The sequence below is a fragment of the Pseudomonas sp. B8(2017) genome (genome assembly GCF_002113575.1).
GTDB classification, from domain to species: domain Bacteria; phylum Pseudomonadota; class Gammaproteobacteria; order Pseudomonadales; family Pseudomonadaceae; genus Aquipseudomonas; species Aquipseudomonas putida_Z.
In genome coordinates, this window is record NZ_NEIO01000006.1 from 105,381 (window position 1) to 126,694 (window position 21,314).

At 63.8% G+C, this 21,314-nt stretch carries 18 protein-coding genes; 8 read left to right on the top strand and 10 right to left on the bottom strand.

The genetic code is table 11. The features are described from left to right. Window positions 1-12: 12 nt before the first annotated feature. Both CAG22_RS11685 and CAG22_RS11690 read left to right on the top strand, forming a co-directional pair. Entirely contained in the window at window positions 13-1,554 is a 1,542-nt protein-coding gene (locus tag CAG22_RS11685) for a phosphoenolpyruvate carboxykinase (RefSeq protein ID WP_039614246.1), read from the top strand. Window positions 1,555-1,701: 147 nt separating this feature from the next. Beyond that, the gene (locus CAG22_RS11690; protein WP_085705508.1) at window positions 1,702-2,142 is read left to right on the top strand and encodes a thioesterase family protein; all 441 of its coding nucleotides are present in this window, start codon (window positions 1,702-1,704) and stop codon (window positions 2,140-2,142) included. 55 nt (window positions 2,143-2,197) lie between these two features. On the opposite strand, the gene CAG22_RS11695 is transcribed toward CAG22_RS11690, so the two are convergent. From CAG22_RS11695 to fdhD, 3 genes are all read right to left on the bottom strand, one after another. Continuing rightward, a complete protein-coding gene (locus CAG22_RS11695; protein WP_015268607.1) occupies window positions 2,198-2,680 on the bottom strand; it encodes a glycine zipper domain-containing protein in 483 nt (160 codons plus the stop codon). Between the two features lie 318 nt (window positions 2,681-2,998). Beyond that, the gene (locus tag CAG22_RS11700) at window positions 2,999-5,344 is read right to left on the bottom strand and encodes an FdhF/YdeP family oxidoreductase (protein ID WP_085705509.1); all 2,346 of its coding nucleotides are present in this window, start codon (window positions 5,342-5,344) and stop codon (window positions 2,999-3,001) included. Window positions 5,345-5,349: 5 nt separating this feature from the next. Beyond that, window positions 5,350-6,180: a formate dehydrogenase accessory sulfurtransferase FdhD gene (gene fdhD, locus CAG22_RS11705; protein ID WP_075044326.1), complete on the bottom strand. Its 831-nt coding sequence runs from the start codon at window positions 6,178-6,180 to the stop codon at window positions 5,350-5,352. A 187-nt stretch (window positions 6,181-6,367) separates the two neighbouring features. On the opposite strand from fdhD, the gene lysM reads away from it, so the two are divergent. Next, a complete protein-coding gene (gene lysM / locus CAG22_RS11710; protein ID WP_085591840.1) occupies window positions 6,368-6,808 on the top strand; it encodes a peptidoglycan-binding protein LysM in 441 nt (146 codons plus the stop codon). Between the two features lie 112 nt (window positions 6,809-6,920). On the opposite strand, the gene yrfG is transcribed toward lysM, so the two are convergent. Continuing rightward, window positions 6,921-7,583: a GMP/IMP nucleotidase gene (yrfG, locus tag CAG22_RS11715; RefSeq protein ID WP_085591842.1), complete on the bottom strand. Its 663-nt coding sequence runs from the start codon at window positions 7,581-7,583 to the stop codon at window positions 6,921-6,923. Between the two features lie 64 nt (window positions 7,584-7,647). Here yrfG and nudE point away from each other — a divergent pair, with 64 nt between their 5' ends. Together nudE and cysQ are read left to right on the top strand one after the other, a co-directional pair. Further along, on the top strand, window positions 7,648-8,214 hold the full coding sequence (gene nudE / locus CAG22_RS11720) for an ADP compounds hydrolase NudE (protein ID WP_015268611.1): 567 nt from the start codon (window positions 7,648-7,650) through the stop codon (window positions 8,212-8,214). Next, complete coding sequence (gene cysQ / locus CAG22_RS11725; protein WP_085705510.1) at window positions 8,211-9,029, top strand: 3'(2'),5'-bisphosphate nucleotidase CysQ; 819 nt, start codon at window positions 8,211-8,213, stop codon at window positions 9,027-9,029. The genes nudE and cysQ overlap by 4 nt, the downstream gene beginning before the upstream one ends. Window positions 9,030-9,218: 189 nt before the next feature. Here the strand turns inward: cysQ and CAG22_RS11730 are convergent, their stop codons facing one another. The 4 genes from CAG22_RS11730 to rfbC are packed head-to-tail and all read right to left on the bottom strand — an operon-like array spanning window position 9,219 to window position 13,479. After that, complete coding sequence (locus CAG22_RS11730; protein WP_025337339.1) at window positions 9,219-9,674, bottom strand: YiiD C-terminal domain-containing protein; 456 nt, start codon at window positions 9,672-9,674, stop codon at window positions 9,219-9,221. Further along, window positions 9,674-11,080, bottom strand: coding sequence for a sigma-54 dependent transcriptional regulator (locus CAG22_RS11735; RefSeq protein ID WP_085591848.1), 1,407 nt, complete (start codon window positions 11,078-11,080; stop codon window positions 9,674-9,676). The genes CAG22_RS11730 and CAG22_RS11735 overlap by 1 nt, the downstream gene beginning before the upstream one ends. Continuing rightward, complete coding sequence (locus CAG22_RS11740; protein ID WP_025337341.1) at window positions 11,077-12,891, bottom strand: ATP-binding protein; 1,815 nt, start codon at window positions 12,889-12,891, stop codon at window positions 11,077-11,079. Before CAG22_RS11740 ends, CAG22_RS11735 begins: the two co-directional genes overlap by 4 nt. A gap of 42 nt (window positions 12,892-12,933) precedes the next feature. Next, complete coding sequence (gene rfbC / locus CAG22_RS11745; protein ID WP_085705511.1) at window positions 12,934-13,479, bottom strand: dTDP-4-dehydrorhamnose 3,5-epimerase; 546 nt, start codon at window positions 13,477-13,479, stop codon at window positions 12,934-12,936. A gap of 278 nt (window positions 13,480-13,757) precedes the next feature. On the opposite strand from rfbC, the gene aguA reads away from it, so the two are divergent. Both aguA and CAG22_RS28735 read left to right on the top strand, forming a co-directional pair. After that, window positions 13,758-14,864 carry an agmatine deiminase gene (gene aguA, locus CAG22_RS11750; RefSeq protein WP_025337343.1) on the top strand — a complete coding sequence of 369 codons (1,107 nt, stop codon included), beginning with the start codon at window positions 13,758-13,760 and terminating at the stop codon, window positions 14,862-14,864. Window positions 14,865-15,050: 186 nt separating this feature from the next. After that, on the top strand, window positions 15,051-15,248 hold the full coding sequence (locus CAG22_RS28735) for a hypothetical protein (RefSeq protein ID WP_075044327.1): 198 nt from the start codon (window positions 15,051-15,053) through the stop codon (window positions 15,246-15,248). 133 nt (window positions 15,249-15,381) lie between these two features. On the opposite strand, the gene CAG22_RS11760 is transcribed toward CAG22_RS28735, so the two are convergent. After that, window positions 15,382-17,460: a TonB-dependent siderophore receptor gene (locus tag CAG22_RS11760; RefSeq protein WP_085705512.1), complete on the bottom strand. Its 2,079-nt coding sequence runs from the start codon at window positions 17,458-17,460 to the stop codon at window positions 15,382-15,384. A 504-nt stretch (window positions 17,461-17,964) separates the two neighbouring features. Between CAG22_RS11760 and CAG22_RS11765 the strand changes: the two genes are divergently transcribed. Next, complete coding sequence (locus tag CAG22_RS11765) at window positions 17,965-19,284, top strand: OprD family porin (protein ID WP_015268619.1); 1,320 nt, start codon at window positions 17,965-17,967, stop codon at window positions 19,282-19,284. 127 nt (window positions 19,285-19,411) lie between these two features. Here the strand turns inward: CAG22_RS11765 and CAG22_RS11770 are convergent, their stop codons facing one another. Next, window positions 19,412-21,076, bottom strand: a complete 1,665-nt coding sequence (locus tag CAG22_RS11770; RefSeq protein WP_085705513.1) for an FMN-binding glutamate synthase family protein — start codon at window positions 21,074-21,076, stop codon at window positions 19,412-19,414. Window positions 21,077-21,314: the final 238 nt, after the last annotated feature.

Sequence of the window (21,314 nt, forward strand, 5' to 3'; positions counted from 1 at the left end):
ATGGGGTATCTCATGACGCAAGCCAACAACACCGTGTACACCGACCTGAGCGTCGATGAGCTGGTAAAAGAAGCGCTGCAACGCGGTGAAGGCGTACTAGCCGATACTGGCGCACTGGTCGTGGAGACCGGTCACCGTACTGGCCGTTCGCCGGCTGACCGTTTCATCGTCGAAGAGCCTTCCACCCAGGACGCCATTTCCTGGGGCCCGATCAACCGCAAGTTCCCGGCCGACAAGTTCGATGCCCTGTGGGACCGCGTCGAGGCGTTCAACAACGCCCAGGATCACTTCGTTTCCTACGTTCACGTAGGGGCGGCCGCCGAGCACTACCTGCCGGTGAAGATGACCACCCAGACTGCCTGGCAGAACCTGTTCGGTCGTTGCCTGTTCATCAACCCGGAGCAGTACAACCCGGCTGGCCGTGGCGAGTGGCAGGTCCTCAACGTCGCCAACTTCGTGTGCGAGCCTGAGCGTGACGGCACCAACTCCGATGGTTGCGTGATCATCAACTTCGCCCAGAAGAAGGTGCTGATCGCTGGCATGCGCTACGCCGGCGAAATGAAGAAAGCCATGTTCTCGGTGCAGAACTTCCTGCTGCCGGCTGCCGACGTGCTGCCAATGCACTGCGCCGCCAACATCGGCGAAGCGGGCGATGTGACCCTGTTCTTCGGCCTGTCCGGCACCGGCAAGACCACCCTGTCGGCCGACGAAAGCCGTTACCTGATCGGTGACGACGAGCACGGCTGGGGCGAGGGCGTGGTCTTCAACATCGAAGGCGGTTGCTACGCCAAGTGCATCGACTTGTCCGAGAAGAACGAGCCGGTCATCTGGAAAGCCATCAAGCATGGCGCCGTGCTGGAAAACGTCGTACTCGACGCCAACAAGCACGCCGACTACACCGATGTCAGCCTGACCCAGAACAGCCGTGCGGCCTACCCGCTGGAGCACGTTGCCAAGCGTTCCGAAGCGAACCTGGGCGGCGAGCCGAACGCAGTCATCTTCCTGACCTGCGACCTGACTGGTGTTCTGCCTCCGGTTTCGATCCTGAACAACGAGCAGGCGGCCTACCACTTCCTGTCCGGCTACACCGCGCTGGTCGGTTCCACCGAAATGGGTTCGGGCAGCGGCATCAAGTCGACCTTCTCCACCTGCTTCGGCGCACCGTTCTTCCCGCGCCCGGCTGGCGAGTACGCCGAGCTGCTGATCAAGCGTATCAAGGGCTTCGACTCGAAGGTCTACCTGGTCAACACCGGCTGGACCGGCGGTGGCTACGGCGTTGGCAAGCGCTTCAGCATCCCGACCACCCGTGCCGTGATCGCTGCGATCCAGAGCGGCGCGCTGATCGGTGCCGAAACCGAGCACCTGGACATCATCAACCTGGACGTGCCGAAGGCCGTTCCGGGCGTTGACACCGAGCTGCTCAACCCGCGCACCAACTGGGCTGACAAGGCTGCCTACGACGAGGCCGCCAAAGGCCTGGCCAAGCTGTTCATCGAAAACTTCAAGAAGTTCGAAGTTTCCGACGCCATCAAGGCCGCTGGCCCGCAGCTGTAAGCTGCACCTGCCCGCAATGAGAAAGCCGCCCCTTGGGGCGGCTTTTTTGTTCCTGTGAATTAGCGCGGTCATTGTGGGAGCGGGCAGCGGAAATCCGGTTTTTCTGTTTCACTGTCAGCATCCATTGCGAAGACAAGAGTCAGCCAGATGACCGAATCCCCTCAGCGCACTGCCTTCTCCCACTTCCACCCCATCCTCACCCGCCCCCAGGACAATGACCTGAACGGCCACATCGCCGGTGCCACCGTGCATGGCTTCTTCGAAACCGCCATCCAGGCGTTCCTCGTCGAACAGGCCGACCTGGACCTGCGTGACGGCGAGCTGGCGGCCTTCGTGGTCAGTTCGGCGGCGGATTTCTACGCGCTGCCAGGCTTCCCGGACGTGCTGGAAGTGGGGCTGGGGGTGGCACGCCTGGCGGGCAGTACGGTGGAGTACCGCCTGGCCCTGTTCCGCCCGGGGGAGCCGGAGGCGTGTGCGGCAGGCTCGGTGGTGCAGGTGTTCATCGATCGCGCCAGTGGCCGGCCAGTGGCATTGCCAGAGGCGCTGCAGGTGATCCTGTCTGGTGTACTGCTGGAACAGCAGGCATAAAAAAGCCCCGCTGGCAGGGGCGGGGCTTTTGTTGCCGGGGCAAGGCCCTCAGGCGTTAGTCGCGCCAGTGGCGCTTGTGCTTGCGATGGCCGTAGTGGTGGCCACGGTCCCAGTGGCGACGGTCGTCGTCATAACCACGACGGTAGCGGCGGCCATCGTGGTAATCGTCTCTGTCGGCCTCTTTACCCAGGTAGTTACCCAGTGCGCCACCGGCACCACCGCCGGCTGCTGCGCCAATGTAGCTACCGGTAGTGCCGCCCACGGAGCGGCCGACCACGTTACCGCCTGCTGCGCCCAGCGCGCCGCCGATAGCGGCTTCGCCACGTTGACGCTTGTCGGCACCCAAGGCACCGCCAGCCGCGCCGCCCAGGCCGGCACCAATGGCGCCGCCGGTGCTACCACCGATGGAGTTGCCCACCACGGAGCCCAGTACCCCACCCAATGCGCCGCCAATGCCGGCCTCGGTGGTGCCGCCTGCCATGGCAACGCCGCTGAGCAAGCTGAAAGACAACAACAGTATCGAGGAGTACTTCTTCATCAAGAGAGCCTCATAAGGATGACGAGGCGATTTTTGAGCCTTGCAGGCACGCCTGGCAACGGAAATCCGACGAGTAACACGAGTTGTACACAATTCTCTAACTTACTGTATTTACTGTGAAACTTTATCGTTTTTTCGCTGTCTGAGACCTTTATGACGAAGCCCTGAACCGCTATGGAACAGGGCTTTTTTCGTTTTTGGCGGCACGGCTTCCGGCCTCTTCGCGGGCACGCCCGCTCCCACAGGTACAGCACAGGAATCGAAACATGTGGAACTCCTGTGGGAGCGGGCATGCCCGCGAAGAGGCCAACACCATTCCTACAGGATGCGCCCGTCGTCCCGCGCCCGCTCCAGCTTGATGGCGATGAACTTCGAGGTCGGTGTATGGCTGCCATCGCCAATGCTTTCCAGCGGCACCAGCGGGTTCACCTCCGGGTAGTACGCCGCCGCCTGCCCGGCCGGGATGTCGAAGGCCAGCAGGGTGAAGCCGTGCACACGGCGCACATGCTCATCCCCCCACAACGACACGATGTCGACCTGCTGCCCCGGCTGGAAGCCCAGGCGGATGATGTCGGCTTCGTTGGCGAACAGCACCTCGCGCTGGCCACGCACGCCGCGGTAGCGGTCGTCCAGGCCGTAGATGGTGGTGTTGTACTGATCGTGCGAGCGCATCGACTGCATGATCAGGTCAGGCACCTGGCCGCTGGCGCGTACACGCTCGTCGAGCAGCGTGTCGGGCAGCAGGTTGGCCTTGAAGTTGGCGCGGCCGGTGCTGGTATTCCATTCGCGGCTGGCAGCGCTGTTGCCCAGGTAGAAACCGCCCGGCTCGCGCAGGCGCTGGTTGAAGCCGCTGAAGCCAGCGATGGTGTCGCCGATCAGCTCGCGGATACGGTCGTAGTCAGCCACCAGCCAGTGCCAGTCCACGGGCTTCTTGCCCAGGGTGGCGGCGGCGATACCGGCGATGACCGCCGGCTCCGAGCGCATCTGCGTCGACAGCGGCTTGAGCTGGCCATTGGAGGCGTGGACCATGCTGAACGAGTCCTCTACCGTTACCGCCTGTGGCCCTTCTGCCTGCAGGTCGATGTCGGTGCGCCCCAGGCACGGCAGGATCAGTGCCTGCTTGCCGTGCACCAGGTGGCTGCGGTTGAGCTTGGTGCTGATGTGCACGGTCAGCTCGCAGTTGCGCAGTGCCTGGGCGGTGCGCTCGGTGTCTGGCGTCGCCTGGGCGAAGTTGCCGCCCAGGCCGATGAATACCTTGGCCCGGCCGTCGAGCATGGCGTGGATCGCCTCGACGGTATTGTGGCCATTGTGCCGGGGCACGGGGAAGCCGAAGCGCTGCTCGATGGCGTCCAGCAGGGCCACCGGCGGGCGCTCGTTGATGCCCATGGTTCGGTCACCCTGCACGTTGCTGTGACCACGCACCGGGCACAAGCCTGCGCCTGGCACGCCGATATTGCCGCGCAGCATCTGCAGGTTGACGATTTCCTGGATGGTCGGCACCGAGTGGCGGTGCTGGGTAATGCCCATCGCCCAGCACATGATCACCCGCTTGCCACGGCAGTACATGCGCGCGGCCAGTTCGATGTCGGCCAGCGCCAGGCCGGACTGGGTCTGGATGTGCTCCCACGGGGTGGCATCCACTACCGCCAGGTAGTCGTCGACGCCATGGCCATGTTCGGCGATGAAGGCGTGGTCGAAGACTGCCGGTTCGCCGTTGGCCTGGGCTTCGCGTTCCCATTGCAGGACGAACTTGGCCATGCCGCGCAGCAGCGCCATGTCGCCGCCCAGGGCCGGGCGGAAGAATGCGGTGTTGGTCGGCCGGTCGCTGTTGGTCAGCATCTCCAGCGGGTTCTGCGGGTGCTGGAAGCGCTCCAGGCCACGCTCCTTGAGCGGGTTGATGCACACCACCTGGGCACCGCGCTTTACCGCATCGCGCAGCGGGTCGAGCATGCGCGGGTGGTTGGTACCGGGGTTCTGGCCCCAGACGAATATCGCGTCGGCGTGCTCGAAGTCGTCGAAGGTGACGGTGCCCTTGCCGACCCCGACGCTTTGCCCCAGGGCCACGCCGCTGGCCTCGTGGCACATGTTCGAGCAGTCGGGGAAGTTGTTGGTGCCGTAGGCACGCACGAACAGTTGGTACAGGTACGCAGCTTCGTTGCTGGCGCGCCCCGAAGTGTAGAACTCGGCCTGGTCAGGGCTGGCCAGCTTGTTCAGCTCGCGGGCGATCAGGGTGAAGGCGGCGTCCCAGCTGATCGGCTGGTAGCGGTCGCTGGACGCGTTGTAGACCATCGGCTCGGTCAGGCGCCCCTGGTACTCCAGCCAGTAGTCGCTCTGCTGCAGTAGCGACGTGACGCTGTAGCGGGCGAAAAAGGCGGCATCGACGCGGCGCTTGGTCGCCTCCCAGTTCACTGCCTTGGCACCGTTCTCGCAGAACTTGACCATGCCGCTTTCCGGCGAGTCGCCCCAGGCGCAGCCGGGGCAATCGAAGCCGCCGTTCTGGTTGGTCTTGAGCAGTGCGCGAATGTTCTTCAGCGCGTTATCGCTGCCAACCCAGACCTTGGCCACGCTGCGCAGCGCGCCCCAGCCACCGGCGGGGCCGTGGTAGGGCTTGTAGCGAGGGGAGGAGGCTGGGGCGTTGTCCGGGAGGTGTTGGTACGAGGTCACGACTGTTACGACTCCGCCGCTGGGCTGTAGACCCGCGGTGCGCTGTGCTTGGGCAGATGGATAAGGTTGAGGTTGTGCTTGCGCGCCCATTGCAGGGCAAGACCGGTGGGCGCCGACAGGCTGACCAGGGTCTGGATACCGGCCCGCAGCACCTTCTGGATCAGCTCCAGGCTGCAGCGGCTGGTGACGATGGCCAGGCCACCCTGGCTGTCGATGCCTTGGCGCAGCAAGGCGCCGATCAGCTTGTCGAGGGCGTTGTGCCGGCCGATGTCTTCGCGGCCGAGCAGCAGTTCGCCGTGGCGGTCCATGAACAGCGCCGCATGCACCGCGCCGCAGTGCTGGCCCAAGGGCTGGAAGGCATCGATACGCTCACGCAGGCCGACCAGCCATTGCGCCGGTGGCAAGGGGGCGCCAGGCAACTTGGCCAGCTCTGGCAATGCCTGCTCCAGTGCTTCGACCCCGCACAGGCCGCAACCACTGGTGCCGGCCAGCTGGCGGCGCTGGTTTTTCAGGTTCCAGAACGCACGGCTGGAAATCTCCAGGTCGGCATACATTGCCGAGCCGCTGCCGGAGAGTTTCAGGTCGTAGATTTCCGTGGTGCCTTCCACTATGCCGCTGCCGACACTGAAGCCGACGGCGAAGTCTTCCAGGTCGGTGGGGCTGACCAGCATCACCGCCTGGTTCAGGCCGTTGTAGACAATGGCCAGGGCCACTTCTTCGGCCAGGGGCGTGCTGTCGCGTCTGGCGTCATTGAGCTGGACGTAATCGTAGGTATTGCTGGCGGCGGGCATGGTCAAGGGCGATGAGGCCGCGCAGACCGGAGGTTTGCTGTTCATCGGGGCTGACTTTTCATCGGGGCTATCGGCAGCTTTCAGATAGCACAAGCCTAGGCGTGCGGACCGGCGGCGTCTAATCGCTAGGGTCTATGCCTTGATAGACCGCGTCGATTGGTCGCATGGGGGCGCCAGGGGAAAAGCTGGCCTAGACTGCTGTGTCCGAGGTTTCGTCAACAAGGAGAGCGCTATGAGCTTGTTCAGTTTCGTCAAGGAAGCGGGCGAGAAGTTGATCGACCTGCTGACCCCCGGCAATGCCAATGCCGAAGAGCAGCTGAAGAAACACGTGGAAAGTGTCGGCCTGGGCAACCCGAATATCACGGCCACTGTAGAGGGAGACACGATCATCCTCAAGGGTGAGGTGGCCAGCCAGGAGGAGAAGGAGAAGATCATCCTGGCGGCGGGCAACGTCGCTGGCGTGGCCAGTGTCGATGACCAGATCACCGTGACCGGACCGGTGGCCCAGGCCGCGCGGTTCGTGACGGTGGAGAAGGGTGATACGTTGAGCGCCATTTCGAAGAAGGTGTATGGCGACCCCAACAAGTATCAGAAGATATTCGAGGCCAACAAACCGATGCTCAAGCACCCGGACAAGATCTATCCGGGGCAGGTGTTGCGTATTCCTGAATGATCTCTGCAGCCTGTACCGGCCCTATCGCCGGCAAGCCAGCTCCCACAGGATTATCACAGGCCTGAGGGCCTGCGAGGTACATGTGGGAGCTGGCTTGCCGGCGATAGGGCCCTCACAAGCCTGCCAACAATTCCCGGTAATCCTCGACCGCCGCAAACTCCGCGGTATCCCGCGGCCCTGCCTGGCTATCCGGCTGGCGCACCGCCAGCAGATGCCCCACGCCAAACCGTCGTGCACTGCGCAGAATCGCCAGGGTGTCATCGATGAACAGGCTGCGCTCCGGTTCAAAGCCGATGTCCGCCTGCAATGCGTCCCAGAACTGCGGGCTTTCCTTCGGGTAGCCGTAGTCATGTGAGCTGATCAGCCGTTCGAAATAAGGCGCCAACTCCACCCGCTCCAGCTTCAGCGACAGCGAATCCCGGTGCGCATTGGTGATCATCACCACGCGCTTGCCCGCGTCGCGGATCGCGGCAAGGAAAGTATCGGCATCCGGGCGCAGGGCGATCAGGTCGGCGATTTCCTGTTTCAGCTCGCGGATCGGCAGCCGCAGTTCGCGGCTCCAGAAGTCCAGGCAATACCAGTTCAGCGTGCCGGCATTGCGTTCGAACAGCGGCTGCAGCTCCATTTCCGCCATGGCCCGGCTCACCCCGTGCAGCTCGGCATAGCGCTGGGGCAGGTGGTCCAGCCAGAAGCGGTTGTCGTAATGCAGGTCGAGCAGGGTGCCGTCCATGTCCAGCAGGACGGTATCGATGGCAGACCAGGGAAGAACAGGCATGGGAAACTCTCGATCAGTCGGCAAGCCACGGTATAGTAACCCGTTCACGCCAAGGAGCCGCCCCATGCGCCAGAAACCCACCGTCCTCAGCCGCGAAATCGTCGCCAGCAGCCGCCTGTTTCGCGTCGAAGCCGTGCAATTGCGCTTCAGCAATGGCAACGAGCGTACCTACGAGCGCCTGGTGGGCCGGGGTAATGGCTACGGCGCGGTGATGATCGTGGCCATGCTCGATGCCGAGCACGCGGTGCTGGTGGAGGAATACTGCGGCGGCACCGACGAATACGAGCTGTCGTTGCCCAAGGGCCTGATCGAGCCGGGCGAGGACGTGCTGGCGGCAGCCGACCGGGAGCTCAAGGAAGAGGCCGGTTTTGGCGCGCGCCAGCTGGAGCACCTGACCGAGCTGTCGCTGTCGCCGGGCTACATGAGCCAGAAGATCCAGGTGGTGCTGGCCAGCGACCTTTACGAGGAGCGCCTGGAGGGCGACGAGCCGGAGCCGATGCGGGTCGACAAGGTCAACCTGCGCGAACTCTCGGCCCTGGCCATGCACCCACAGTTCACCGAGGGGCGTGCCCTGGCGGCGCTGTACCTGGCGCGTGACCTGCTGATTCAGCGGGGGCTGCTGGAAGCATGAACGACCTGCAATTGATGCACGAAGTGATCAAGCTGGCCCTGTTGGCGGGCGAAGCGATCTTGCCGTTCTGGCGCGCCGATGTGGCCGTGACCAACAAGGCCGACGATTCGCCGGTCACCGCCGCCGACCTGGCGGCGCACCGGGTGATTGCCGATGGCCTGCTGGCGCTGGCGCCGCAGATCCCGGTGCTGTCCGAAGAGGACTGCAACATTCCGCTGGCCGAGCGTCAGGGTTGGAGCCGCTGGTGGCTGGTCGACCCGCTGGACGGCACCAAGGAATTCATTGCCGGCAGCGAAGAGTTCACGGTCAACATCGCCCTGGTCGAGAACGGCGAGGTGGTGTTTGGCGTGGTTTCCATGCCGACCAACGGGCGCTGCTACTTCGGTGGTCGCGGGTTGGGCGCCTGGCGTGCGGAAGCGGGTGAGGCCGCCCAGGCGATCCAGGTACGTAATGCGCCGCCGGCGGGTGGGCGTTTCACCGTGGTTGCCAGCCGTCGCCATTCCAGCCCGGAACAGGAAGCCTTGTTGGCCGGGTTGGGGGCTGCGGTGGGTGAGCTGGAGCTGGCCAATATCGGCAGTTCGCTGAAGTTCTGCCTGTTGGCCGAGGGTAGCGCCGATTGCTATCCGCGCCTGGCACCGACCTCGCAGTGGGATACCGCAGCGGCGCAGGGCGTGGTGGAAGGGGCTGGTGGGGAGGTAATCGGGCTGGATGGCTTGCCGTTCCGGTACCCGGCGCGGGAGTCGTTGCTCAACCCGCATTTCCTGGCGTTGCCGGCAAATGCTGCGTGGCGCCAAGCCTTCCTGAGCCTGATCTGACGTCAGGACTTGAGCTTCGCCGCCTATATCGCCGGGGCCGCTTTGCGGCCCATCGCCGGCAAGCCAGCTCCCACAAGTACTGCGCGGACCTTCAGCATGGCGCTGCACCTGTGGGAGCTGGCTTGCCGGCGATGGGCTGCGCAGCAGACCCAACAGCACTAACTGACTGGCATCAGTACTTGCCCGCGGTCAGCGGTGCAGCACGTACTGGCCGCTGAAGGTTACAGCAGGCTCGTCACCACCGGCATTGCTCACCGTGGTCTCCAGCGTCAACCGTGCCCTCCCGCGGCGCTGGTACATGGTCAAGAACCGCTCCCAGGTCTTTTCATCCGGCGCCGCACAGCGCGCCACCGCCGCCCCGGTAACCGGCAGCGGATAACTGATCTGCCCTTCCTGGATGACGATATGCCCGTCATCGATCCCCAGCTCGCGCAGGCGCAGGTGCAGCCAGCCCCAACCCACCAGCACCGCGGCGCAGTACAGGCTGCCGCCGAACATGGTGCTCTTGTGGTTGACGTTGGCCGCCAGCGGCAATTGCAGGCGCAGGGTGTGCTGCTGCCAATCGAGCACTTCCAGGCCCATTTCGCGGGTCAGGGGGATGTCGCCGTGCAGGACGGACTGCAAGTACTGGCTATCGGTGTTCATTAACGGTTGTCCTCTTGATCGTCATGCCCGCCGCTACCGCCGTCGAAGCTCAAGCCATGCTTGCGCAGCTTGTCGTGCAGGGTCTTGCGGGGGATACCCAGCGCCTCGGCCAGGCTGCGCATGGAGCTGTGTGGCTGGGCCAGTTCGGCAGCGATCAGCGAGCGTTCGAACTGCTCGACCTGTTCGCTGAGGTTGCCGCTCGGCATCGGTACCGCAGGCATTGCCGCAGGTGGCGCCTGGCCGTCCAGGGCCAGTTCCAGGCCAAGGGCGAAACGCTCGGCGGCGTTCTGCAGCTCGCGTACGTTACCGGGCCAGTCGTGACGCAGCAGCATGGCGCGCTGGGCCGGCTGCAGAGCGTGTGGCGGCAGGCCATGGCGCTGGCTGGCGGCGTCGGCGAAGTGCTGGAACAGCACCAGGATGTCATCGCCGCGTTCGCGCAGCGGTGGAATACGCAGCGGCGCCACGTTCAGGCGGTAATACAGGTCGGCACGGAAGCGCCCCTGGTCGGCTGACTGGCGCAGGTCCTCCTTGGTCGCGGCGATGATGCGGATGTCCAGCGGGATCAGCTGGTTGCCACCCAGGCGCTCGACCACCCGTTCCTGCAGCATGCGCAGCAGTTTCACCTGCACATCCAGGCTCATGCTCTCGATTTCATCGAGGAACAGCGTGCCACCGTTGGCGAACTCGAACTTGCCGATGCGGCGTTTCTGCGCGCCGGTGAACGCCCCGGGTTCATGGCCGAACAGCTCGCTTTCGACCACCGACTCGGCCAGTGCGCCGGCGTTGATCGCCACGAATGGCCCGTCGCGGCGGCTGGACAGGTCGTGCAGGGCGCGGGCCACCACCTCTTTGCCGGCACCGGTCTCACCCAGGATCAGCACATCGGCGCGGGTGCCGGCCAGGGCGCCGATCTGCTCGCGCAGGCGCTGCATGGACGGCGACTGGCCCAACAGGCGGGTAGCCAGTTGCTGGCGGTCGCTCAGGGCCAGGCGCAAGCTGCGGTTGTCCAGCACCAGGCGGCGCAGGGCCAGGGCGCGGCGCACGCTGTCCAGCAGGGCATCGCTGGCAAAGGGCTTTTCCAGAAAGTCGTAGGCGCCGGCGCGCATCGCCTGCACCGCCAGCGGCACATCGCCGTGGCCGGTGATCAGCAGCACCGGCAGCTCGTTGTCACGGCCGTGCAGTTGTTCCAGCAGTTGCAGGCCATCGATGCCCGGCATGCGGATGTCGCTGACCACCACCCCGGGCCAGTCGGCCTCGATGCGTTCGGCCAGGCCCTGGGCATCGGCCAGGGCGACCACCTTGAGCCCGGCCAGGTCCAGGGTCTGGCTCAGGGCCTGGCGCAGGTGCGGGTCATCATCGACCAGGATGACCTGGGCTCGGCTGTCGATCAGTGTCTCGGTGGTCATGCCGAGGGGTCCTCCGAATTGGGCAAAGTAGCGCCAGGCGCGGCCACACGCAGCTGCAGGGTCAGCAGTGCGCCACCCTCCGGGTGGTTGGCCAGCAGCAGTTCACCGCCCAGGGCGCGCATCAGGCTTTCGCAGATGGCCAGGCCCAGGCCCAGGCCCTGGGTGCGGGTCTTGGTGGTGAAGAACGGCTCCTTGGCGTGCTCCAGGGCCTGGCGGCTGAAGCCGGGGCCGTTGTCGCGAATGTACAGGTAGACGCAGTCATCGCGCTGCTCGGCACTTAGCCACAGGCGGCGCGGGTTGGCCTTTTCGGTCAGGGCATCGAGGGCATTGGCCAGCAGGTTGCCGAGCACCTGGCGCAGGCGGGTCTCGCCGGCCTGTACCCACAAGGTGGCTTCCGGCAGGTCGCGGATCAGCTCCACGGCCATCGCCCGGCGGCGCTTGGCCAGCAGCGCCAGGGCATCGTCCAGGGCTGGCTGCAGGGCCACGCTCTCCGGGGCATGGCGGTCACGGCGGGCGAAGGCGCGCAGGTGGGCGATGATCGAGGCCATGCGCCCGGTCAGCTCGCCGATCAGCTTGAGGTTGCCGCGGGCGTCTTCGGTACGCTGGTGGTCGAGCAGGATCTCGGCGTTTTCCGCGTAGCTGCGGATGGCGGCCAGCGGCTGGTTGAGTTCGTGGCTGATGCTGGCCGACATGGTGCCGAGCACCGACAGCTTGCCGGCCTGCACCAGTTCATCCTGGGCGCGCACGGCCTCCTGTTGGGCGTTCTCGCGCTCCAGCACGGCGCTCTTGAGCCGGGTGTTCAGGCCTTCGAGGTCGGCGGTGCGCTCGGCCACGCGTTTTTCCAGTTCCTGGCGGCCACGTGCCTCGAAGTCGATGCGGTCGATGTAGTGACGGCGCCGCTGCATCACCAGGCCGGCCAGCAGCATCAGCACCAGCAGGGTGCCGGCGCCGATGGCCATCACGGTTTGCACCGAACGGTCGACCAGCATGCGCGGGGCGAGGATGCTGACCTGCCAGCCGGTTTCCTTGATGTCGCGGGTCTGGCTGATCCAGGCGTCCTGGTTGAGCACCAGCGGTTGCGGGGCTTGGGTCGGGTAGGGCTGGATGGCGATGATGGCCTGGCGCTCGGCCTCGGTCAGCGCGCGGGTCGCGCGGAAGCGCCAGTCGGGCCGCGAGGTCAGGATGACCACGCCATTGTGGTCGGTCAGCAACAGCTGCTCGGGGGTGCGGCCCCATAGGGTTTCGGTGTGGTCGAGGTCGACCTTGACCACCAGTACGCCAACGATGCGTTCACGGTCTCGCACGGCGGCGGCGAAGAAGTAACCGCGCTTGGCCGACGTGGTGCCCTGGCCGAAGAAGCGCCCCAGGCGGCCGGCCATGGCTTCGTTGAAGTAGGGGCGGAAGGCGAAGTTGCGGCCGACGAAGCTGTCGCGCTTGTCCCAGTTGGAGGCGGCCAGGGTGTTGCCGCTGACGTCCATCAGGTACATCACCTCGGCGCCAGTCTGCTGGACGATGTCCTTGAGCAGGCGGTTGGCATTGGTCACCGCTTCCAGGCGGAACGGGTCGGCCAGCACCCCGCGCAGCGCCGGCAGGTCGCCGAGAATCTGCGGCAAGGTTTCGTAGCGGTGCAGGGTACCGAGCAGGTTGGCGACGTACAGGTCGAGAGTCTGGCGGTTCTGCGAGGCCAGTTCTTCCTGGTAGTAACGTTCGGCCAGGTGATGCAGGGGCCACAGTAACGGGGCCAGGCACAGGGCCAACAGGGCCAGGCTGCGCCAGCGGGGACGGCGTGGGGGCGTGGGTTTTGCAATCATCACGTAAAGGCGCCAGAAAAGTCTGCCGCAATTATGCGCTAGTTAAGGCAGCAGTTCCGCCTCTGCCAGTGGCAGGCCGAGCTTGTCCTTGTCCGACAGCACCGGTGGCTGCTGCAGCCCCCAGTCGATGGCCAGCGTCGGGTCATCCCAGCGGATGCAGCGGTCGGCGCCCGGGTTGTAGTAGTCGGTGGTCTTGTAGAGAAACTCGGCCGACTCGCTTATCACCGCAAAGCCATGGGCGAAGCCGGGCGGAATCCACAACTGGCGATGGTTGTCGGCCGACAGCTGCACCGCGACCCATTGGCCGAAGGTTGGCGAGCTCTTGCGCACGTCCACGGCAATATCACGGATTTCCCCCTGCACCACGCGCACCAGCTTGCCTTGGGTGTTTTCCACCTGGTAGTGCAGGCCACGCAGCACACCCTTGATGGAGCGCGAGTGGTTGTCCTGAACGAACTCGACATTCACGCCGGTTTGCCGGGCGAACTCACGGGCGTTGAACGCCTCGAAGAAAAAACCACGGCTGTCACTAAAAATCTTTGGCTCGATGATCAGTACTTCAGGGATCGCGGTAGGGATGATGTTCATGGCGGTTCGCTGGCCCGTTCTGCTCATGTATTGACCCTAGCCGGTCTGGCCGTTTTTTCCGCCTTGGGCTTCAACGGCATTCACAAGGGCTGTCTATGGTAGAGGTCGTGCCGCTTTGGTTCTCGGCCAAGGTTGGGGATGTATCGATTGTTATCGATTTAATGTCTTGAGCGCTCATGATTTTCCCGATTATCGGGCTTCAAATATCGATATATATCGGTTATAAATTGACAAACGCCCCAGCACAGTCCGGCTCAGGGCCATCACAGAGGTCAACCATGAAAACCCTCAACTCCACTCCCCGTGCCGATGGTTTCCACATGCCCGCCGAGTGGGCCCCGCAAACCCAGGTGTGGATGGTCTGGCCGGAGCGGCCGGACAACTGGCGCCTGGGCGGCAAGCCGGCGCAGGCTGCCCATGTGACCCTGGCCAAGGCCATTGCCCGCTTCGAGCCGGTAACCGTCGCGGTTTCCGCTGGCCAGTACGAAAATGCCCGTCGCCAGCTCGACCAGCCGAACATCCGCGTGGTCGAGATCAGCAACGACGACGCCTGGGTGCGTGACACCGGCCCGACCTTCGTCATCAACGACCAGGGTGAAGTGCGTGGCGTGGACTGGGGCTTCAATGCCTGGGGCGGCTTCGACGGCGGCCTGTACGCACCGTGGAACCGCGACGAGGAGCTGGCAGCCAAGGTCCTGGAAATGGAGCGCTGCCAGCGCTACCACACCGAAGGTTTCGTACTCGAGGGCGGCTCGATCCACGTGGACGGCGAAGGCACCGTGATCACCACCGAAGAGTGCCTGCTCAATCGCAACCGCAACCCGCACCTGAACCGCGAGCAGATCGAAGCGGTGCTGCGCGACCAGCTGGCGGTGGACACCGTGGTCTGGCTGCCAGATGGCCTGTACAACGACGAGACCGACGGCCATGTCGACAACTTCTGCTGTTACGTGCGCCCGGGTGAAGTGTTACTGGCCTGGACCGATGATTCCAACGACCCCAACTATGCACGCTGCCATGCCGCCATGGAGGTGCTGAAGAACACCCGCGATGCCAAGGGCCGTGAATTCATCGTGCACAAGATGCCGATCCCGGGCCCGCTGTTCGCCACCGCCGAAGAGTGTGCCGGTGTCGATCAGGTGGCCGGCAGCCAGGAGCGTGACCCGTCGGTGCGCCTGGCCGGCTCGTACGTGAACTTCCTGATCGTCAACGGCGGCATCATCGCGCCAAGCTTCGACGACCCGGCAGATGCCGAGGCCAGAGCGATTCTGGCGAAGATCTTCCCCGACCACGAGGTGGTGATGATCCCAGGTCGCGAGTTGTTGTTGGGCGGTGGCAACATCCACTGCCTGACCCAGCAGCAGCCGGCACCGGTCAAGCGTTGAGCGCACGGTGAATGAAGGGGCCCGTCAGATGACGGGCCTTTTTTGTTTCCGGGGGCCGTCCGCAGGCCTGTGCTGGCATATGTTTTGTATTGTTTTCAGTCAGATAGCTCGGCCATGCCGCGCTCTCGGATCTGTAACAATCCTTACGTAGATTAGCCGCTCACGGGCCAGGGAGTACGTGTAGAGATGAACGCAGCAAGTGAGTCGGCTTTGCGCCCATCGGCAGTGAATCACCAATCGCTCAGGCTTGTGGCGAAGTGGTTGAAACACCATGGATGCATCAGGGTCAGGACGACCGACCCACAACGTCTGCTTGCCGGACGATATCCCCAGGGGCTGATCAGCGAAGCAGAAATGCAGGCGCTGATGGCGGTTTGGCACTGATCGAATCGGTATTACCTGTACCGGCCTCTTCGCGGGCATGCCCGCTCCCACAGGTACTTCACAGGCTTCGAGGCATGTGGTGCCCCTGTGGGAGCGGGCGAGCCCGCGAAGAGGCCGGCACAGGCGCTAGAGATCAGAAGCTGTAGCTGCCAGTCACCACCAGGCTACGCGGGTCACCCACCTGGATCTGCGCCGCACTGGTCGCCGAGCTGTAGTAGGTCTTGTCGGCAATGTTGCTCAGTGCCGCCCGCACATCCCAGTCCTGCGTGCGGTACCCCGCCAATGCATCCCAGCGGCCATACCCCGGCAGCACCGTGGTGTTCTGGTTGTCCGCATATCGCTCGCCCACCAGCGTCAGGCCGGTTTCGGCGTACCAGCCCAGTTCCGGCTTCCAGGTCACGAACAGGCTGCCGTTGCGCTTGGCCACATCATTGATGCGGTTGCCTTCCTGGCCGTTGTTGTCCTTGACGATGGTCGCGTCCTGCAGGCCGATGCCACCGCGCACGTACCAGTTGCCAACGATGTTGCCGGTGGCGGTCAACTCGATACCGCGCGAACGCTGCATGCCGCTGAGCAAGATGTTTTCCGGGACAAGCGGGTCGCGGGTGCGGCGGTTGTACAGTTCCAGCTCGTAGATGGCCAGGGTGGTGGTCAGGCGCTGGTCGAGCCAGTCGCTTTTCACGCCGATTTCCTTCTGGCGGGTTTCTTCCGGCTTGGCATCGTTACCGTTGCCCTTTGCGCCTGGGGTGATGCCGATCAGACCGCCGCCAACCGGCGAGAAGGTCTTGCTCCACGAGGCGTAGAACGAATGGTCGCGCCACGGTGTGTAGACCACACCCAGGCGTGGGCTGGTGCTGTTGCTGTCCTGTGTTTCGCGCACGCCATCCTTGTTGGTGGTTCCCACTTCAAACTGGTCGAAGCGCACGCCAGCCAGGATTTGCCACTGATCGTTCAAGCGGATCTGGTCTTGCAGATAAAGGCCGCGGCTATCGACCACGGTATGGTTGTCACTAAACACCGTCATCGGGCCATTGAGCTGCTGGTCGCGGCCGGGCTTGCCCAGGCCCTGCAGCTTCTGGTCGACCGCTTTGTACAGCACCGGGTCGCGCTTCTGGTTGCCGAACTCCAGGCCCAGCAACAGCTTGTGCTCCAGGCCCAGAGTGTCGAAGTCGCCTTCGGCCTCCAGGTTGTTGAACAGGTTGCGGGTGTTCAGGTCCTGCTGCCAGCGCTGGCGGGTCAAGGTGTCGGTGCTGGCGTCGTAGCCCGTGACGTAGGTGTTGTCGAACTCACTGTCGAGCTTGAACAGGCCCAAGGTATGGCGCAACTGCCAGGTTTCGTTCAGCTGGTAGTTCAGGCGCGAGCGCAGCGACTGGGCGCGGTCATCGATGTAGTCGCGCTGGGTGTCGCCATAGGTGGTGCTGCGGCTGACATCTGCCGGGCGGCCGTTGATCCCAGGGATGCCACGGTCCGGGGTGCGGTTGTAGCGGCTGTATTCGTATTGCACCAGCCAGTTCAGGTCGGGGGTGACCTGCCAGCTGATCGACGGGGCGAACAGCTGGCGGCTGCCGTCGATGCCGTCGCGGAAGCTGTTGTTGTCCTGGTTGCCCATGTTCAGGCGCAAGCTGACGGTGTCGCTGGGGTCGGCACTGAGGTCGGCATACAGGCTGCGCAGGTCTTCGCTGCCAGCCTGTGCCTCGATGCTCGAACGGCGGCCGTGCTCCGGCGCCTTGCTCACCCGGTTGACGATACCACCCTGGCTGCCACGGCCATACAGCACCGCTGCCGGCCCTTTGAGCACTTCGACCCGCTCGATGTTATGCAGGTCGCGGATGTACTGGCTGTCGTCGCGAATGCCGTCCAGGTAGAAGTCGTTGCTGGCCTCGAAGCCGCGGATGCGCACGCTGTCGAAGCGGGTGTCGGCACCGCTGCTGACGTTGGGGATGCCTTCCAGCGCCTTGCCCAAGGTGTTGCTGCCGTAATCCAGTACGTTGACGGTCTTCACCGTGTCGATGGCCTGCGGCACATAACGTACCGGCGTCGAGGTGCGGGTCGCGGTGCTTACCTCCTTGACCCGCGGGTTGTCCTCTTCGCGCTCACTGTCGGCGGTTACCGACAGTTCCGGCAGGGTGGTGGTGGCGGCACTGGCCAGGCCGGCGCCGAACAGCAGCGACAGGCCAAGCGTCAGGGGTGAAAGACGGCAGGGTACAAGCATGGGCACATCCGGATCGAGCAGGTGAAAAAGAGGTGCGGATGGTAATGCTTGTTATTTGCTCTTGCTTGAGTATTTGTAAAGGGTTGTCATTACATCTGTGTCAGTTTGTTACGGTCGCTGCTGCGCCGCGTTTCCGTGCAGGAGCAACCTTGTGCTGCGAAAGCGCCCTCACCGGAAATTGTCCGTTCGATCAAAAGGCTATTTCCTACACAAGATAAATTGTCCGCTGATCGCGCAAACCTGCATGGAAATGCACCAGACCCACAGGCAATTTTGGTTATATCAACCTGCATTTCACGACTTTTTGACATTTGTAATCGCACACGGCTAGGATTCGGCCAACGCCTGCTGGCCATGATCTTGGCCATGCTGCTGCCAGAGGCCGCCGTGTGATTACCGGCAGGCCTTCCAGTCTGGATCCGCATAGCGTCGAACCTACGAAGGGGCGTTGGTTCCTGGCGTCATATTGCAGAGCGTTTTTGATTAAGAAATAAGGAAAACAACATGTTGAAAACCAGGATCAGCCTGGTCGCCCTGGCGATGATCGCCGCGACCCAGGCACAGGCCAATGATCAGGCCGACAGCAAAGGCTTCATCGAGGACAGCCACGCCAACGTCCTGCTGCGTAACGCCTACATCAATCGTGACAAGAAGCACGGCACCGACGACCAGATCGAATGGGGCCAGGGCGTCATCGCCAACTTCTCCTCCGGCTTCACCCAGGGCACCGTCGGTGTCGGCGTCGATGCATTCGGCCTGTACGCCGTGCGTCTGGACGGCGGCAAGGGCCACAACGGTGGCGCCGGTGTCGACTTCTTCAAGCCTTCGGACTTCAAGGACGAGAACGGCAACGCCAACTCGCCGCACAACCTGGCCCGTGGTGGCGCTGCAGTGAAGTTCCGCATCTCCAACACCGTGCTCAAGTACGGTGACCAGATGCCGGCACTGCCAGTGCTGCAGTACGACGACGCCCGTCTGCTGCCAGAAAGCTTCACCGGTACCCTGATCACCTCCAAAGAGATCCAGGGCCTGGAACTGAACGCCGGCCGCTTCACCCAGGAAGCGCGCAAGAGCGCCGAGCGCCGTGACGGTGGTGGCCTGAAGTCGATCAACGTCCTTGGTGGTAGCTACAAGTTCACCGACAACTTCACCGCTTCGCTGTACACCGCCGACAACGAAGACGTGATGAAGAAGCACTACCTGGGCCTGAACTACGTCTTCCCGATCGCCAATGACCAGTCCCTGACCCTGGACTTCAACGGCTACAAGTCGGACATCGACAACAAGTTCGTCAAGAGCGCCAAACTCAACGGCGACTCCAACACCATCTGGAGCCTGGCAGCTACCTACGCGTTCGGTGCGCACTCGTTCACCATCGCCCACCAGCGCAGCACCGGCAGCACCGGCTACAACTACGGCTGGTACCAGAACGAGGGTGGCGTGGGTGACGGTGGTTCGACCATCTACCTGGCCAACTCGTACTGGTCCGACTTCAACGCCGAAGACGAGCGCTCCTGGCAGCTGGGCTACGGCCTGGACTTCGGTGCCTACGGCATCCCGGGCCTGACCTACAAGCTGGCCTACGTGGTGGGTGACAACATCAACACCCGCAACGTCGACAACCCGCAGGGCTTCGGTGAAGGTAAAGAGCGCGAGATCTTCAACCAGATCCGTTACGTGGTGCAGGATGGCCCGGCCAAGGACCTGTCGATCAAGCTGCGTAGCTCGTTCGTGCGTACCAACAACGCCGTGCAGCAGAACGGTTACAACGACGACGGCAACGAAGTCCGCGTATTCGTCGAGTACCCGATCAGCATCTTCTGATCCTGATCTGATGGCCTAGGGGCTGCTTTGCAGCCCATCGCGACACAAGGCCGCTCCTACATGAGATTGCGTACTCCTGTAGGAGCGGCCTTGTGTCGCGAAAGGGCCGCAAAGCGGCCCCCGGCTTTCACGCAGGCTCCACTTCCCTGCGCCGCACCCCAGCAACCTTCACCTCTCCCTCCCCAGTCTCCGGCGCAAAGCTGTCACTACGCGCCATCCGCCACATCCGCGCATAAAACTCGCTTTCAATCGAGCCACTGAGCAATTCGCCCGGCTTGAGGAATGTGTGCAGGTCCGAGAACAGCCCGATTTCGCTAGGGCTGATACGTCGCGCCAGATGCTTGGGCTTGAGCTCCGAAGGGTGTTCCAGGCCCGCGGCAGCCAACATTTCGGCCAACGTATGCAGCGTGTTGCGGTGGAAGCTTGCCACCCGCTCGGCCTTGTCCGGCACCACCAGGGCGCGCTGGCGCAGCGGGTCTTGCGTGGCCACGCCGGTCGGGCATTTGTTGGTATGGCAGCTCTGCGACTGGATGCAGCCGATGGCGAACATGAAGCCGCGCGCGGAGTTGACCCAGTCCGCCCCGATGGCGAGCACGCTGGCGATGTCGAAGGCGCTGACGATCTTGCCTGCCGCGCCAATGCGGATACTGGCGCGCAGGTTCAGGCCGACCAGGGTGTTGTGCACGAACATCAGGCCCTCGCGCATCGGCACGCCCATGTTGTCGCTGAACTCGCGTGGCGCCGCCCCGGTGCCGCCTTCCTTGCCATCGACGACGATGAAGTCCGGAGTGATGCCAGTGGCCAGCATGGCCTTGGCAATGCCCATGAACTCCCAAGGGTGGCCCAGGCAGAATTTGAACCCCACCGGCTTGCCGCCCGACAGCTCGCGCAGTCTGGCAACGAACTGCAGCAACTCGACCGGGGTACGGAAGGCACTGTGCGCCGCCGGCGAGATGCAATCCTCGCCCTCGCGCACGCCACGGGTTGCGGCAATTTCGGGGCTGACCTTGTGCCCCGGCAGGATGCCGCCGTGGCCCGGCTTGGCGCCCTGGCTGAGCTTGATCTCGATCATCTTCACCTGCGGCGAGCGCGCCTGCTCGGCGAAGCGCTGTGGGTCGAAGCGGCCGTCCTCGGTGCGGCAGCCGAAGTAGCCACTGCCGATTTCCCAGATCAGGTCACCGCCATGTTCGCGGTGGTACGGGCTGATGCTGCCTTCGCCGGTGTCATGGGCAAAACGGCCCATGCGTGCGCCGCGGTTCAGGGCAGCGATGGCGTTGGCACTGAGGGCGCCGAAGCTCATGGCCGAGATATTGAAGATCGATGCCGAGTAGGGCAGGCGGCATTGCGGCCCGCCAATGGCGATGCGGAACGATGCCGGGTCTGGCGTGGCCACTGGCAGCATGGAATGGCTGATGAACTCGAAGCCGGGCTTGTAGGCATCGTTGAGGGTGCCGAAGGCCTTCTCGGCGCTTTCGTTCTTGGCCCTGGCGTAGACCAGCGAACGCTGCGAGCGGGAGAACGGCAGCTTGTCGTCGTCGCCCTCGATCAGGTACTGGCGGATTTCCGGGCGGATGGTTTCGATAAGGTAGCGGATGTTGCCCAGGATCGGGTAGTTGCGGCGCACGGCGTGGTGGCTTTGCCGCAGGTCGTTCAGGCCGACCAGGCTGAGCAGCGCGGTGATCAGTGTCAACGGCCACAGCCAGGCATGCTGGGGTAGCAGCGGCAGGCTGGCGAAGGTGAACAGCAGGCAGAGGGCGAGGCAGGCGTAGCGGCTGGGTAGAGAGTGTTTCATGGGTCCATCGCAGGCAGGATGACCGGGCATAGGATAGGCAAAGGCGGGGAGGGGAAAACCTGGGTAATCGGTAAAAGACTGTTACCTGAATGTGGTTGTGTTGCCTGTGCTGGCCTCATCGCCGGCAAGCCAGCTCCCACCTCGACCGCACCGATTTCAAGCCATGCGCAGTACCTGTGGGAGCTGGCTTGCCGGCGATGAGGCCCGCACAGGCGGTACAGTTCCTCCCCCGCAAAAG